A 15,453-nucleotide genomic window follows, 5' to 3' on the forward strand; every position below is an offset into this window, starting at 1 on the left:
ACAAGGGGAGGCACCATGAAACAGGTCTTTTTATCGACAACGACTGAATTTAAGGAAATAGAGACGCTGGAACCCGGTAGCTGGATCAACCTTGTTAACCCTTCTCAAAGTGAATCGATGGAAATCGCCTCTGCTTTTAATATCGATATTGCCGACTTACGGGCACCACTCGATGCGGAAGAAATGTCCCGTATGACCATCGAAGATGAATATACCTTGATCATCGTCGACGTTCCCATCAAGGAAGAGCGGAACAATCAGACCTACTACGTGACCATTCCGCTAGGGATTATCCTGACAGAAGAGGCTATTATCACGACTTGCTTGGAGAAATTGCCACTTCTCGATATCTTTATCAACCGACGCTTGCGGAATTTCTATACCTTTATGCGGTCGCGCTTTATCTTTCAGATCCTCTATCGCAACGCTGAACTCTACTTGTCAGCGCTTCGTACCTTGGATCGCAAAAGCGAGCAGATTGAAAGCCAATTGCACAAATCAACGCGTAATGAAGAGCTGATTGAGTTGATGGAGTTGGAAAAAACCATCGTCTACTTTAAGGCCTCTCTGAAAACCAATGAGCGCGTGATCAAGAAATTGACCAGTGCTACTAGTAACATCAAGAAATACCTAGAAGACGAAGATCTGTTGGAAGATACCCTGATCGAAACCCAGCAGGCCATCGAGATGGCAGATATTTATGGAAATATCCTGCACTCCATGACCGACACCTTCGCATCGATCATCTCCAACAACCAGAACAACATCATGAAGACCCTGGCCCTCGTTACCATTGTCATGTCCATTCCGACCATGATCTTTTCGGCCTACGGGATGAACTTCAAGGACAATGAGCTTCCGCTCAATGGCGAACCCCATGCCTTCTGGCTGATTATTTTCATCGCCTTTGCCCTGACCGGGTCTCTCGTCGTCTACCTCATCCATAAAAAATGGTTCTAACCAAACTTGTACATCAAAGGAGTAACTATGTCTCAAACCGACCTTCATCAACTTAGTAAGAAAAATCAAGAATTTATCCGGATCGCCAAACACCAATTGCTTGAAAACGGAAAGACAGAGGAAGAAGCAGAAAGCCTCATCCAAGAAATTCTTCCAGCTATCCATGAAAACCAAGGAAAAGGAATTCCGGCACGGACCCTTTTTGGAGCTCCAACTGTATGGGCGAATTCTTTCAGCGAGAAAGAACGCTATGAAAAAGAGCATCCGAAATTAAACGATGCTCCCTCTCTCATGATTTTGGATTCCTTCCTCTTTATCTTTGGTGTTTTTGCTGCGATTAGCGCCTTTATGAACTTGGTCGCACCGCGTCGTACTGGCTATGGGTTGATCACCTTGATTCTTGGAAGTTTGACAGGGGCCCTGCTCTTGTATCTCATGTACTACTTCTTCTATCAGTATATGGATGGCACCAAAGATCGCAGCGAGCGTCCCTCTCTTTGGAAATCCATGCCGATTCTTGTTGGAGTCATGTTCCTTTGGGTCATTGTCTTGTCCTTTACTTCCCTACTCCCACAGGTTCTCAACCCAACTATTCCAGATGTCCTTGCCATCGTTTTAGGAGCTTTAGCACTTGTCCTTCGCTTCTACCTCAAGAAACGCTTTAATATTAAAAGTTCGAGCACAGCACCCGCAACTCGTCGCTAAAAAGAAACGGATGAAGTTTTCATCCGTTTTTGTTTTACTGTATTTCCCTGTTCAATCTTTTTGAAAAATAGAGGACTAAGTCATCATTGTTTTCACAAGAACTGTAAGGGGCTAAGGGGTGATCACTAAACCAAACCCCAGATCCATCTGGGATATAGCCCCGTTTGACATACAGTCTTTGAGCTGGGCCATAACCCGAGTGTAAACCAACCCCTAAAGTAACAATCTCTGATAGTAGCCGGACTCTTTTTTCTGCCTCCTCTAAGAGTTGATTCCCAATCCCTCGATTTCTAAATGGTTCAAAAACATTAAAATCAGATAGTTCAGGATAGACTCCCACGAAAGGGCCGTGCTTGGCAGCAGGCAATATAGTGATATAGCCTGCCACAAATCCATCCGACTCAGCTACTAATACGTCCCTCTCTCTATTCTCCTGCTCTTGAAAATAGCTAGTCAAGATATCCTCTCTACCTGGCCACCCTTGGTGGATAAAGGCTTGAGAGATGTGCTCAATATCTGCCTTTATCATCCTCCTGATGATTACACCTTCCTTCATGTTGCGCTCCTTGATACCTTTCTCCCCATCATTATAGCATAATTAGAGCTTGGGAAAGGTCAAAGAGCTTCACACGGACCTAACTCACTATCATATTTCTATGCTCGCAAAAAAGATCCAAAAGGGTCTGAAAAAGAGGTCCACTGGACCTCAACTCGCTCTTACATTTCTAGGCTCGTGAAAAAAGATCCGTTAGGGTCTTAATTCGCTCTCTTGTCTTCAAGCTCATGAAAAAAAGACCCTAACGGGTCTTTTTTTAATCTTCGTTTACGAAAGGCATCAAAGCCATTACGCGAGCGCGTTTGATAGCTGTTGTTACTTTACGTTGGTTCTTCGCTGAAGTTCCAGTTACACGACGAGGAAGGATTTTCCCACGTTCTGAAACGAAACGGCTAAGAAGCTCAGTATCTTTGTAATCGACATATTCGATTTTGTTTGCTGCGATGTAATCAACTTTTTTACGGCGTTTGAATCCGCCACGACGTTGTTGAGCCATGTTTAATTCTCCTTTATAGTTTTAATTCGTTAAACCCATTCTTAAAATGGAAGATCGTCGTCTGAGATATCCATTGGATTCGCTCCAAATGGATTTTCTTCACGACCAAAGTTTGGCGCTGCATTGCTTGGTTCAGATCCACCAAAGCTTGGGGTTGCATTTCCAGCAAAACCACCGTTGCCTGATGAATAGCCACCACCTGCATGCCCTTCGCGTGCTGCACGGCTTTCCAATAGTTGGAAGCTGTCTGCTACGACTTCAGTGACATAAACACGTTGACCTTGCTGGTTTTCGTAATTACGTGTTTGAATGCGACCGGTAATCCCAATCAAAGCACCTTTCTTAGCCCAGTTGGCTAAGTTTTCTGCTTGCTGACGCCAGATCACACAGTTGATGAAATCGGCTTCGCGCTCTCCATTTTGACTCTTGAAGTTGCGGTTGACAGCTAGGCTGAAAGTAGCAACTGCTTGATTGCTTGGAGTGTAGCGAAGTTCAGCATCACGGGTCATACGACCGACAAGTACAACATTGTTAATCATAAGTCACCTCGGATGATTTCTTACGCGTCAACTTTTACGATCATGTGACGAAGAATGTCACCGTTGATTTTTGAAAGACGGTCGAACTCGTTAAGAGCTACAGCGTCGTTCGCTTCAACGTTTACGATGTGGTAAAGTCCTTCACGGAAATCTTGGATTTCGTATGCAAGACGACGTTTTTCCCAATCTTTTGATTCAACAACAGTTGCACCGTTGTCAGTCAAGATAGAATCGAAACGTGCTACCAAAGCGTTTTTAGCTTCTTCTTCAATGTTTGGACGAATAATATAAAGAATTTCGTATTTAGCCATTGATAATGTTCCTCCTTTTGGACTAATGACCCCCTGTCTTTGCAAGGGGTAAGTGAGGTTTACTCACAAGAAACTATTATACCAGACTTTGCGAACAAAGGCAAGAATTATCTTTAGGATTTAAAAAATGATTCTGGACGTCCCCTTCGAGAAAAAAGAAAGAAATGTCCTAAAAAATGACATTTTATAGAAGAAACTATTCCCACTCTTCCTCTCCTTTCCTTAAAGAAAACTGATATCAGTTAGCTTTAAGCTTGAGTCTTTATACTAGCTACAACAAATCTCAAGAAACGAGGAACGATTATGAATTATCTTATCATCCCCGCCTATCAACCGGATCTGAATCTTGTCAAACTGGTTCGCTTGGTTCACGCTAAGAGCGATCTCCACATCATCGTCATCGACGATGGGAGTGACGCTGACAAGAAAGTGATCTTTGACAAATTAGAGGGTCTTGCGACAGTTCTGACTCATGAGCACAACCAAGGAAAAGGACAAGCACTCAAGACTGCTTATGCCTACATCCTAGAAAGAGGCACCTATGGAAGCATTGTTACAGCTGATGCAGACGGTCAGCACAAAATTTGGGATATTTTCAGGGTTGTTAACCAATCTCAAGAGCATCCTGGAACACTTATTCTAGGAGCACGCGCCTTCTCTGGAAAAGTTCCTTTGCGTTCTGCTTTCGGAAATAAATTGACTCGTTTCTTGTTTAAGCAACAAACAGGGGTGGCGGTCAGCGATACCCAAACGGGCTTACGGGCTTTCACTACGAATCTCTTGCATTTCATGCTTGAGGTTGACGGTCAGCGTTATGAATATGAAATGAATGTTCTCCTCGCAGCAAGCAAGTCCTTCCCCATCGTGGAAGTTCCCATCGAGACGGTCTACATCAATGACAACGAAGGCTCCCACTTCCGACCTATTCGAGATGGCCTCATGATCTACAAGGACATGTTCAAGTTTGCCCTCTCCTCTCTGAGTAGTTTTATCGTTGACTATCTGGTCTACGCCTTCTTCCTTTTCGTGATGATGGCCGTGCCCATTAGTCTACGTATTCTCCTAGCCAATGGGATCGCTCGTGTGACGAGTTCCATCTTTAACTACTCAACCAATAAGCACCTGGTCTTTAAGAATAAAGACAGTGTCGCTAAAACTGGAAGTGGCTACTTTGGTCTAGCTCTTGGCCTCTTTATTCTCGATACGCTCTTGATTCGACTCTTCTATACTGCTTTCGGGCTCAATCTCCTGATCAGTAAGATTGTCGTCGGCTTCCTCCTCTTTCTGGTCTCATGGGTGATCCAGAAAAAAGTGATCTTCAAAGAAAGGACTGCTACCCACCATGAAATTCTTTAAAAAATCCTACACCTATGCTGCCTGCTTTGGCCTTCTTTTGACCAGCAGTTTTAGCTACTCTATGCTCAAGACCTTTGTCTTATCCGATGCCATCCAAACCGTAAAAGCTACGACTACGGACACCAAGGCAGCCAAAAAAGCAGCTGCATCGGCTACAACGACTGATACTAGCTATTCAGATGACAATATCCAGGTAAGCCTAACAGAAAAAACGGTTGAAAATACCCAGGTTTACATTGCAGATATCACAGTCAGCTCATCTGACTACCTCAAAACAGCCTTTGCACAAAATACTTACGGAACCAACGTGACGGCTAAGACCTCTGTCACAGCTGCCAACAACAGTGCCATTCTAGCAGTGAATGGTGACTATTACGGGGCTAACAGTACAGGATACGTCATCCGAAATGGAGTGGTCTACCGTGATACCGTTCGGGAAGATTCAAGCAATGGTGACCTAGCCATTTACAAGGATGGATCCTTCAAAATTATCTATGAAGATGAGATCTCAGCGGATCAATTGGTCAAAGACGGGGTCGTCAATCTCCTCGCTTTCGGTCCTTCCTTAGTTGAAAATGGAGAAATTACCGTCGATACCAACTCAGAGGTCGGGCAATCTATGGCGTCTAATCCACGGACAGCGATTGGAATCATCGATGAAAACCACTACATTATCGTCGTGTCAGATGGACGGACTTCAGAAAGTGAAGGGCTATCTCTCTACCAATTAGCCGAAGTGATGAAGTCTTATGGCGTTAAAACAGCTTACAACCTGGATGGGGGTGGATCTTCTACACTTTACTTCAATGGCCAAGTTATTAATAAACCAACAACAAATGGTACTATCTCAGAAAGGGCGGTGAGTGACATTGTCTACATCGGTTACTAATCCTATCAAACAACGGTTGAAAAAAACGATTCTCTGGTACACTCTGATTTCAGCTTTCTTCTTTGTCGGAAGTCGCATCTATGAACACTTTAGTTTTGGCGAAACCTCTGCCTTCATGCACTACCTCTTCTTGATTCCTTTGATCGGTGGCGCCCTACTAGTGGCTCTACAGTTGATGGTGAAAGGCTTCTCTCGACTGAGTCTCAATCTTTGGAATTCAGGAGTGGCTACCCTAACAGCCGGAGCCCTCTACCGAGGGATTGTCAACCTCTCTGGTCGATCTACCACAATGGATCAACCCTATTATTACCTTGGAGTTGCCTTTCTAGCACTAGCTCTGATCAGCCTCTTCTTTGTCCGCAATGTCTGGGTGGAGAAAACAGCCTAAGACATCAAAAACGTCCGTTTCTTAAAAGAACGGACGTTTTTTGGGGTAAGTTAACGGATGAACGACTTAGCCTTCACGTTTTTTGCTAGCTACAAATCCTGCTAAAGCTAGTGAGGTCATGCCAAAGAGGCTAAGGACGGTTGAAGCCAATTCATCTTGACCTGTTTTTGGAAGACCAGTTGCTGGTGTAGCAGCTACTTCGGCTTGACCACTCGTATGATAAGTGACAGCAACTGGTTTGTTTGTTGCCACTTCTTTTGTTTCGATTGCAGCTGGTTGAGCTGGAGTTACTGGGCCTTTGGATACCGCTAGTTGGTCTGGGGTCACTGGGGTTTCTGAGTGACGACTTGGCACTTCATCTATCACTAATGTCGGATTTTCTGGTTGAATCCATGGTTCTACAATCGCTCCACTGTGCACCTCTGGGTTTGGCTTGATAACGTCTTTGACCAAAGAAAGAAGATGGTAGTTGATCCGATTGCTCACTTCATAAAGGAAATCATTTTCCGAAACATGATAGCCTGCCGGGAGATCCACATGAACACGATAGGAACCGTTCATCAGCATCGTCTCAAAGCGCAGAAGGTCATAGATGCTTTGTGGGAGAAGTCGGCTGATGCCGTCATTCCCTACCACTTTTACAACCGTTCCGGCTGGGACTGGCTGATCAAATCCAATGGTCAATTTATTTTCATCTAAATAATGGAAGGCAAAGGTTACTTTTGGATGTGGATTCTCAGGTGAAACGGTCACCTTTTTCACCAGCTCTGTTCCCCAATCATAATGGTAATCAGATAGGGTGATCTTGGCTGTATAAGTACCAAAAGGCAAGTCTGGGAAGGTACCACCATTGTAGGAAACATTGAACTCTCCTTCCACTACACGTCCTTGGTCGTCCACCACTTGGTAACGAACGACGGATGGATAATAAGAAATGACTTCGCCACTGCTATCTGTGAAGACGACTTCTAAGGTGCCCTTTTCAGCCTTCAGTTTTTCAGACGCTGTCTCACTTGGTTGTTCATCTGAACCGGCTTCATTCGTCGGAGTCGTTGCCTCTACTTTCTTTCCTTCAATGTCCATCTCAATGGTATTGTAGACCTTATCCCAGATGGTATAACGAACAGTAGAAGGGTCCACTCCTTCCGGAAGAAGATAGCTACCATCCTCTTGGGGTTCCAAGGCCACTGTTTCCCCATCTTTGACGTAGGACAGATAAGTCCCTGCTAAGCCACTACCGGTTTCAAGTACCTTACCTGGGCGGAAAATCCGTGTTGCTGGATCGTACTGAGCACTTCCAGACTCGATGCTTGGAGCCGTATTGTCAATCTTAACCTTAAAGTTAAGCTCTTGTTGCTTGGCCCCTGAAGCAGTTGGACGGTAGGTAATCACAAATTGGTATTCCCCATCTGGTAATTGCTTGCCGTCTTTGTCCAAGCCTTCCCAAGAGATTTCATAAAACTCTTCACTACGATTCCCAATCCGGTAACTCCAGTCTGTCTTACGGTGGACTTCATTTCCGACCTCGTAAATCGGGTTAGTACGAGCTGTGTCCTCCTTCTTGTAAACTGATAGGTGGACATTTTCAACATTGCGAAGCATGACGGCTTTGACCTTGATGCTATCAAAGCTGGAATCATTGTTTGGAGAGAAGTAAAGTTGGTCCCCATCAAAGCGATCCCCATCCTGGCCAAGAGTTTTGGCTACAGATTCTCCATTTTCATAGACATAACTGATCAAAGATGTAAAGTGATTGTCTGGATGACGCTCTGGCGTTTCTGGGACCTTTTCATCTGGATAATCCGTCTTGTCCTTGTAGTAGTAAAACGGCTTGTAGCTACCTGTATATTCGTAGATAGGCTTTTCAATGCCACGCAGATTTTGGTAATCCCCATGGAAACCAACATAAGGGAGGCTGACCAGATGTTTTTGGGTGCTGGCATCTTTAACCAGTACAAAACCTTCTAAGAAATAGCCGTTTGGCATTTGCTTGCTGAGCTCTTCCTTATACTTGCTTGCATCAACTGCTACGTGGATGGTCCGCTGACCATTGGCTGGGATAGTGACCGTTTCCTTACCGTCTAAAGTTTCTAATAGACGAGGATGGAGGGTGAATTTGCCATCTTGAACTTGATCTGTCTGAAGAGTGGTTTCATATCGAACAGACTTATCTTGATTGGAAAGATTGTGGATGGTCACATCAAATTCAAAGGTATCTGTGACATTGCCAAGTGTCAGGCTACTTTTAGCATCTTTTGCCGTCACATAGAGATCACCTAGTGCCGCAGCTGTGACATCCATAACCCCCGCTCCTTGCTGACGAACAGAGGAATAGGCATGCGTTTCCTCATCTACATGAGGGATCGCTGTACTCATAGTCATTTGTTTGACTAGAACCTGTAGTTGTTCTGGGCTAAGATGAGGGAAGCGCTCCTTCAAGGCTTGTTTCACCAGTGCAGTGGCTCCGGCAGCATGAGGAGAGGCCATACTGGTCCCCCTATCCATATAGTACTCTCCATTATTAACAGATGAGTAGATCATCCCTCCTGGAAGGGTGACATCCGGTTTGAGATCCCCATCAGCGGATAGCCCCCAAGAGGAGAAGTCAGATAGTTGATTGGCTGCATCGTAAGGCACCCGTTTGAATTTATTGGCAATATGGAGTTGGTAATCATTGGCATGTTGAGCCAAAACAAGTCCAGCAGCGTGACCAATAACCCCAACCGGGAATCGTTCTCCGAGCCCTTCTAAGTCAAAGCTTACAGGATTATTTCCCTGCTCTTTAGTCTGGTAGAAGATCACCCCTGTAGCACCAGCTCTTTTCAGCTCTTTGACCTTATCCACATCCGAAACTTCGCCACCTCGCTCCGTAAGGACTAAGTGCCCATTGATACTATCAGCTTGGTAGTGGTCGATCCCTCCCTTTTCCACATGGAGATAGCTTTGAGGGATAGTCGTCCGAAAAGCGTCACGTTCTACAAAGGAGTGCATCGGAATTTTGCCCTCTGGGAAGTCTTTTGAATCTTTTAATGCATCTACGGTCAAGCTTGCTTCTGTCGACTCATGCTTGGTCAGACTATTAATAGACGCGACTGAGATGACATTTGGATTGACGGAAGGCGTCCCTGTCATTCCGTAATCTGGTGTGGTGGCCAGTGGCTTGCTGTGCCAGAAGCCATTGGTCGCCATATTGGTAGAGGCGACTGTAATGGTTACTCCCGCCTTTCTTGCTGTATCAAAGGCCTGGCGAGTGATCTCTCCGACATCATAAACAGAGCTTGAAGCTGTTCCCAAACTCATATTGATGGAATCCGCCCCTAATTTGACCGCATCTTCTACCGCTTTAGTGTAGATGAAATTTTGAACTTGACCTCCCTTGGTATCTGAGAAAACACGTAGAAACATCAGTTGGGCTTCTGGAGCAACACCACGGATAATTTCACCATTTGGAGAAGGTTGAGAAGCGTTTCCCACAGCAGTTCCTGCTACGTGAGCCCCGTGTGAAATTGGATCGTCTTCTTTGACATTGTCATCCATATCACTGTAGTTATGAATGTAGACAATTTTATTGTTGTACCATTTGCCATAAGTGATCCCCGCTTTTTTCTTAGCCTCTTCAATTTCCGCTTCACTCTTGTACTTGGCCTTACTGATATCTGTCAGACGAAAAACATCATGAGCAGGGTCCACACCGGAATCAATGATCGCAACTACCTGCCCTTGACCCTTGATTCCCTTATCCCAGAGGGGTTGTAAATTGATCAGACTATTTTCTTCACTGACCTTGGTCGTAGTTGAAGTCGGTGATGCAGGTGTAGGCTGTGTTTCCGCCACTCTGGTCCGACCAAGTGGAGCATAATCTACAGCATCTACACGCGCTAGTCCCCGAATCTTTTTAGCATCTCCATAAGTCGTCTCTAGAGCCAAGCCGTTAAAAAGCAGATTAAAGTCATATAATTTTTTAAATTGAATGGATTGCTTTTCGAGCTCTTTCAAAAACTGTTCATGATCCTGATTGGTTTTTTCGATGCGAGTTTCTTTTGAAGTCGGAGATACTTCTCCAATGCCCTCAGAAACCTTTTCTTTCAAGCGAACCAGCACCTCAACTGGGCTTGTTTCTTCTAAATTTTCCTTTACTGGCTCAATAGAAGTCGTAATTGGAGTAGCAACCCCATTTTCTTTTGGCGCTTCCGCAACAGAAGGCGAAGCCTTCTCTGCTTCTACTTGATTTGTAGCCGAACTGCTTGTATCGATTGAAGATGAAGGTAGAGACTGATTTGTCTTTTCCTTACTCTCAATCTCAGCTGTAGCAAGGTTTTTAGAAGCAGTATCTTCTATAACTGAAGTGGGCATACTGTCCTTAGTAGCCGAAAGTGGTTCTGCTGTTTTCTCATCTGTTGCTGCGGTTTCTGGCACCACTACAGAAGGCTCTACGACAGAGGGTGTTGGTACGATCGTATCAGCTGAAACGGCTGAACCCATTAGAAAGGTACCAATCAAAACAGAAGCGACTCCAATTGCGTATTTACGAATGGAAAAACGCTGTTGTCGATGAAATTCCATAAAAACTCCTTTTTACACACTAGGTTAAGGTAGCTTCACACTACCTTAACCCTTATTTTATTCTTGCAACTAAACTAATAGAAGATTATCCTTGATCTGGACGATTTTTCTTCAAGCGGATAGCACCAAAAGTGAGAAGAAGAACCATCAAACCTACCATCCCTGTTTGTTCATTTTCTTGCCCTGTATTAGGAAGAGAAGGTGATGATTGACTTGAGACCTCTTTAGTCGATGGATCCATTTCTGATACTCTTTCACGATCTTTCTGGAACATTGGACGGATATCTGTCTGTTTCGCGACTATTGGATGCGTCTCGTTTCCATCTGGCCGTTTTCCTTTTTCACCTTCTTGCGTCGTCGTTGACGGTTGAGGAGATGGAATAGGAGAAGATGGGATAATTGGATCTTCTACCTGGTCATCTGAAACTTCGACAAAACTGGTCAAGTAACGATTGATACGCTCACCAACTGTATAGAAGAAGTCGTTTTCCACTGCACGATAACCTTTTGGTAGATCAATATGGATCTGATAGTCTCCATTCTCCAGGATCTTTTCAAAGGTCTTTGGTTCATAAAGAGTTTGTTCCAACTCCACTTTCTGACCGGTCTTTTTATCGATGGCAAAGACGCGGGTACCGTTTGGAAGTTCTTTATCAAAGACGAGATCAAAGCGATTTTTGTCAATATAGTGGTAGACAAATTTGACCACACCTTCTGGATGCTCTTTGCTCAATTCAACTGTTACCGTTGTTGGAGAAGCCCAAGAGTAATTTTGGTCTTGGCTGACAACTTTTACAGTATAGGTTCCAAATGGAAGAGTTGGTAATGGATCTTCATAATAGCTGTTAAATTCCTTGTCAATCCGATTTTCTTTGCTGTCAAACACTTGGTAACGCATCATTTCTGGATATTGATTGGTCGCCTCTCCCTTTTCATTGACAATTTGTACTTCTAAACGGCCGACCGTAGCTTCACTAGTTTCATGTGTTGGACTTGCTTCCTCTGTTCCGGCTTTTTCAGTCGTACTTTCTTCCGAGACAGCCTTTCCATCCAAAGTCAAGGTATTGGTATTATTGACCTGATCCCAAATATAGAAACGCACTGTTTGTAGATCGACTCCTTCAGGGATGAGATAGGTTCCATCTTCGTTTGGAGTGATTTCTACTTCCTGACCATCTTTTTGGTAGGAGAGGTATTTACCAGCTAGCCCACTACCCGTTTCAACAATCTCACCTGGCTTAAAGAGTCGGGTTGTTGGATCATACAGATCCTTGGTGTTGGCCAATTGTGGCACTTGCTTATCGACCTTGACCTTTAAGACAATCTCTTGAGGTTTGGCACCAGGTGTGCTTGGACGATAAGTGACTACATATTGATAGTCCCCATCTGGAACAAGCTGATTGTTATTGTCCTTGCCTGCCCACTGTGTCGCATAAAGAATCTTACTACGATCGTTGATCCGCCAGCCATAATCTGATTTTTTCTGGCTCTCATTGCCTTTTTCAAAAATTGGATGTTCTCTCTTGATGTCATTCGCACGATAAACTGTCAGGTGAATATTGTCCACATTTCTTAAGACCACTGCATTGAGTTTGACACTATCATAGGATCCATCATCATTTGGCGAGAATACGAGACTATTTCCATCGTAATGCCCATCTTTTTCTCCCAGGACAACCTGTACTTCTTTGCCCCCGCGCCAAATAGTGCTGACCAAGGCTGTAAAGTGATCTCCTGAGTCTTTTTCAGGGTGTTCCGCTTTTTCATTTGCGTAATAATAGAATGGTTTTTCATCCCCAGTGAAGGCATAGATAGGTTTTTCAATTCCTGGTAAATCTTGATAGTTCCCTTTAAAACCAATATATGGAAGACTCACTAACTCTTTCTTGGTTTTGGCATCTTTAAAGAAGACAAAACCTTCTAAAAAGTAACCGTTTTTCATTTGATTGGTGAGCTCACTTGTATAGTTACTAGTATTCACAGAAATCGGAACCGTCACACTTCCCATAGCTGGTACATGAATGGTTTTTTCACCTTCTTGATCCAGTAGTTGGCGCATCTTCAAGGTAATACGTCCATTTTCCACTTGATCCGTATTAACGACCGTATGGTAAGTAAATTCTTTTGCTTCTGAACTAAGATTATGCACAGTGACATCAAACGTGAAGGAATCCTTGACATTGCCAAGAGTCAGACTGCTATTTGTTCCTTTTCCACCTGTTACAAAGACATCGCCAAAGGCTGCAGCTGCAGCATCCATAAGACCAGATCCTTGTTGGCGGACAGAGGAGTAGCTCTTGCTTTCCTGATCAAAATGAGGCTTGGCTGTACTCATGACTAACTGGCGTAAAAGCGTATGAATTTGCTCTGGACTATAATTTGGGAATCGTTGTTCCAAAGCTTGCTTGATCAAGGCTGTCGCACCTGCCGCATGAGGTGTCGCCATACTCGTACCTGCATCCATATCATAGGAACCATCTGGAATCGCTGAATAAACCATTCCCCCAGGAAGGGTAACATCTGGCTTGAGTTTTCCTTCAGCAGAAAGCCCCCAACCAGTAAAGAAGAGCATCTTGTTTGCTTCACTATAGGGTACTTTCTTAACTTCTTGATGGAAGGTCAGCTTGTACTCTCCAGCATGAGAAGCTAGCTCTTTTCCGATAGAATGACCAAGTACACTGACAGGATAGAAGGATCCCCAATACCCCATGGAAAGATTTTGAAGAGTATCTCCTTGTTCCTCATTTTGATAAACTAGAACCCCTTTTGCTCCAGCTTGTCTGAGGGCATTGACCTTATCTTCATCTGTTACATCGCCACCACTTTCAACCAGGGCAATTTGGTCTTTTACAGCAGCATTTCGATAAGTGTCTTCTCCGCCTTTTGGTACTGAAACATATGTTTGAGGACCTTCTACTGGGAAGATCAACCGATAAACGTGTAAATCGACCAAGCCGTTTTGGAATTCTTTTTTATCCTTTAAAGCTGGGATTTCAAGGCGAATGGTCGTTTCGTGATTGATATTATTATTGAAGGCGCCAATGGCAAGAACCCCATCTTCAATGGAGGGTTCATCGATCGTTCCTGTATCTGGAGCATCTGCTTTTGGTTTGGCCTGCCAATAACCACTTACAGCATAGTTTCCTGCTGCGGCATTGATAACAACACCGGATTTACGAGCGAATTCAAAGGCTTGACGAGTTAAGGGATTAGTGTCTGCTTCAGACCCATTGACCCCACCAAAACTCATATTGATGGTATCTGCACCTAGTTTAACCGCATCCTCAACTGCTTTGGCTACGATAAATCCTTGTTCCGTCATTCCTTTCTTATCAGAGAAAACACGCATAAAGATAAGCTGAGCTTCGGGTGCGACGCCTTTTAAATATTCACCAGTTGGGACTGGTTTTGTCGCATTCCCCACAGCCGACCCTGCCACGTGGGTCCCATGTGAACGCGGATCATCTTCTCGAATCTCATCGTTCATATCAGAGTAATTGTAGGCATAGACCACCTTATCGTTGTACCATTTCCCATAAGTAATGCCTGCCTTTTTCATTGCCACTTCCATCTGCTCTTTATTCTGGTATTTGGCTTTGCTTTTATCGGTTAAACTAAAGAAATTATGGTGGACGTCAAGGCCTGTATCTAAAACGGCTACCACCCGACCTTGGCCCTTGATTCCTTTGTCCCAAAGGGGTTGCAGATTGATCAATTCATTCTCATCACTCACTTTTGTAGGAAGAAGGGTGTTCTGCTTATTTGAGCTAGGCTCTCCATCCGTTCTAGCCGTCAATGGGGTAATTTCCACCTTTTCAACACGTGCGAGTTGCCGAATCTTCAAAGCATCCTTGTACTTGGTTTCTAAAACGAATCCATTAAAAACCAAATCAAAATCTGCCAATTTTTTGTACTGAATTCCTTTTTCCTTCAATTCATTTAATACAGTTTCCTTGATTGGAGCATTATTCTGGATCTGCTCTGCAATACTTGGAGACGTTGCCGTCTCTTGCTTCTTCGTCTCCAAGCGTACCAAGGCCTGAACAGGGGCTTCATCTGCCACAGTTTCTGAAGTACTTTCTTTATTTTCTACTGGATTCGCTTCTGGAATAGATTGATCCTGCTGCTCTTTCTTTTCAACAGCTTCTTTTTCAGGTATAGGATCCGAGACCGGTTTTGTTGGAGTCTGTGAAGGGGCTATCTCAGGAGTTTTATCAGGTATAGGTTGCTCTTGTGAAGAAGTTTCAATACTGACTTTATCAGTTGGAAGAGCTGCAGCTGAGTCTTTGTCCTGACCAGCTGTCGGATTTACTGCCTGACTTTCTTCTTTTGCTACGATAGCAGGAGTATTCAGTTGCCCTTCCTGCTCCTCAGCCAAAACAGTCGCACCACAAAAAAGGCATCCGACAAGTACCGATACCAAACCGACTGCATATTTACGGAAAGAAAACCGTTGTTGCCTTTCACTTCTCATCTACATGACCTCCTATGTCATTATTATATTTGTAAGCGGTTGCTTGTTTCCATTTTAGCTCTTCTCTCTATCAAAGTCAATAAATTATAGTAAAATTCCTAAGGTATAATAAATGATTGATTCTTCTGAAAATTCCACCCATAAATAAAAAAGGAGCTCCCCGTTGGGAGCTCCTGATTCTTTTTATCGAGAATTTTTTGACCCTTTTTGCTAGTC

General features: G+C 44.0%; 11 protein-coding genes. 5 read left to right on the plus strand and 6 right to left on the minus strand.

Annotated features, from left to right (window positions below; genetic code table 11):
* Window positions 1-15 precede the first annotated feature (15 nt).
* Both HMPREF1195_RS05655 and HMPREF1195_RS05660 read left to right on the plus strand, forming a co-directional pair.
* Window positions 16-960 carry a magnesium transporter CorA family protein gene (locus tag HMPREF1195_RS05655; protein ID WP_003005422.1) on the plus strand — a complete coding sequence of 315 codons (945 nt, stop codon included), beginning with the start codon at window positions 16-18 and terminating at the stop codon, window positions 958-960.
* Between the two features lie 27 nt (window positions 961-987).
* Complete coding sequence (locus tag HMPREF1195_RS05660) at window positions 988-1,665, plus strand: DUF1129 domain-containing protein (protein WP_003008618.1); 678 nt, start codon at window positions 988-990, stop codon at window positions 1,663-1,665.
* Between the two features lie 34 nt (window positions 1,666-1,699).
* Here the strand turns inward: HMPREF1195_RS05660 and HMPREF1195_RS05665 are convergent, their stop codons facing one another.
* The 4 genes from HMPREF1195_RS05665 to rpsF all read right to left on the minus strand — a co-directional run bounded on the left by HMPREF1195_RS05665 (window position 1,700) and on the right by rpsF (window position 3,567).
* Window positions 1,700-2,221 (minus strand): GNAT family N-acetyltransferase, encoded by a 522-nt coding sequence (locus tag HMPREF1195_RS05665; RefSeq protein ID WP_023919016.1) that lies wholly within the window; start codon window positions 2,219-2,221, stop codon window positions 1,700-1,702.
* Window positions 2,222-2,477: 256 nt separating this feature from the next.
* Window positions 2,478-2,717 carry a 30S ribosomal protein S18 gene (rpsR, locus tag HMPREF1195_RS05670; RefSeq protein WP_000068664.1) on the minus strand — a complete coding sequence of 80 codons (240 nt, stop codon included), beginning with the start codon at window positions 2,715-2,717 and terminating at the stop codon, window positions 2,478-2,480.
* A gap of 41 nt (window positions 2,718-2,758) precedes the next feature.
* Complete coding sequence (locus HMPREF1195_RS05675; RefSeq protein ID WP_003008622.1) at window positions 2,759-3,256, minus strand: single-stranded DNA-binding protein; 498 nt, start codon at window positions 3,254-3,256, stop codon at window positions 2,759-2,761.
* 20 nt (window positions 3,257-3,276) lie between these two features.
* A complete protein-coding gene (gene rpsF / locus HMPREF1195_RS05680; RefSeq protein ID WP_003005040.1) occupies window positions 3,277-3,567 on the minus strand; it encodes a 30S ribosomal protein S6 in 291 nt (96 codons plus the stop codon).
* 303 nt (window positions 3,568-3,870) lie between these two features.
* Between rpsF and HMPREF1195_RS05685 the strand changes: the two genes are divergently transcribed.
* The 3 genes from HMPREF1195_RS05685 to HMPREF1195_RS05695 are packed head-to-tail and all read left to right on the plus strand — an operon-like array spanning window position 3,871 to window position 6,200.
* A complete protein-coding gene (locus HMPREF1195_RS05685; protein WP_023919019.1) occupies window positions 3,871-4,923 on the plus strand; it encodes a bifunctional glycosyltransferase family 2/GtrA family protein in 1,053 nt (350 codons plus the stop codon).
* Window positions 4,910-5,812: a phosphodiester glycosidase family protein gene (locus tag HMPREF1195_RS05690; RefSeq protein ID WP_021153798.1), complete on the plus strand. Its 903-nt coding sequence runs from the start codon at window positions 4,910-4,912 to the stop codon at window positions 5,810-5,812. Before HMPREF1195_RS05685 ends, HMPREF1195_RS05690 begins: the two co-directional genes overlap by 14 nt.
* Window positions 5,793-6,200 (plus strand): hypothetical protein, encoded by a 408-nt coding sequence (locus HMPREF1195_RS05695; RefSeq protein WP_037599496.1) that lies wholly within the window; start codon window positions 5,793-5,795, stop codon window positions 6,198-6,200. Before HMPREF1195_RS05690 ends, HMPREF1195_RS05695 begins: the two co-directional genes overlap by 20 nt.
* Window positions 6,201-6,266: 66 nt before the next feature.
* On the opposite strand, the gene HMPREF1195_RS05700 is transcribed toward HMPREF1195_RS05695, so the two are convergent.
* Entirely contained in the window at window positions 6,267-10,763 is a 4,497-nt protein-coding gene (locus tag HMPREF1195_RS05700; RefSeq protein ID WP_023919023.1) for an SGO_0316/SGO_0317 family LPXTG-anchored serine peptidase, read from the minus strand.
* An 85-nt stretch (window positions 10,764-10,848) separates the two neighbouring features.
* A complete protein-coding gene (locus HMPREF1195_RS05705) occupies window positions 10,849-15,237 on the minus strand; it encodes an SGO_0316/SGO_0317 family LPXTG-anchored serine peptidase (protein WP_023919025.1) in 4,389 nt (1,462 codons plus the stop codon).
* Window positions 15,238-15,453: the final 216 nt, after the last annotated feature.

Source organism: Streptococcus parasanguinis CC87K (genome assembly GCF_000507765.1).
Lineage (GTDB): Bacteria > Bacillota > Bacilli > Lactobacillales > Streptococcaceae > Streptococcus > Streptococcus parasanguinis_J.

Coding starts and splice junctions, on each gene's coding strand:
- HMPREF1195_RS05690 (WP_021153798.1), top strand. CDS start 4,910: ATGAAATTCTTTAAAAAATCCTACACCTATGCTGCCTGCTTTGGCCTT.
- HMPREF1195_RS05660 (WP_003008618.1), top strand. CDS start 988: ATGTCTCAAACCGACCTTCATCAACTTAGTAAGAAAAATCAAGAATTT.
- HMPREF1195_RS05665 (WP_023919016.1), bottom strand. CDS start 2,221: ATGAAGGAAGGTGTAATCATCAGGAGGATGATAAAGGCAGATATTGAG.
- HMPREF1195_RS05675 (WP_003008622.1), bottom strand. CDS start 3,256: ATGATTAACAATGTTGTACTTGTCGGTCGTATGACCCGTGATGCTGAA.
- HMPREF1195_RS05705 (WP_023919025.1), bottom strand. CDS start 15,237: ATGAGAAGTGAAAGGCAACAACGGTTTTCTTTCCGTAAATATGCAGTC.
- rpsF (WP_003005040.1), bottom strand. CDS start 3,567: ATGGCTAAATACGAAATTCTTTATATTATTCGTCCAAACATTGAAGAA.
- HMPREF1195_RS05700 (WP_023919023.1), bottom strand. CDS start 10,763: ATGGAATTTCATCGACAACAGCGTTTTTCCATTCGTAAATACGCAATT.
- rpsR (WP_000068664.1), bottom strand. CDS start 2,717: ATGGCTCAACAACGTCGTGGCGGATTCAAACGCCGTAAAAAAGTTGAT.
- HMPREF1195_RS05685 (WP_023919019.1), top strand. CDS start 3,871: ATGAATTATCTTATCATCCCCGCCTATCAACCGGATCTGAATCTTGTC.
- HMPREF1195_RS05655 (WP_003005422.1), top strand. CDS start 16: ATGAAACAGGTCTTTTTATCGACAACGACTGAATTTAAGGAAATAGAG.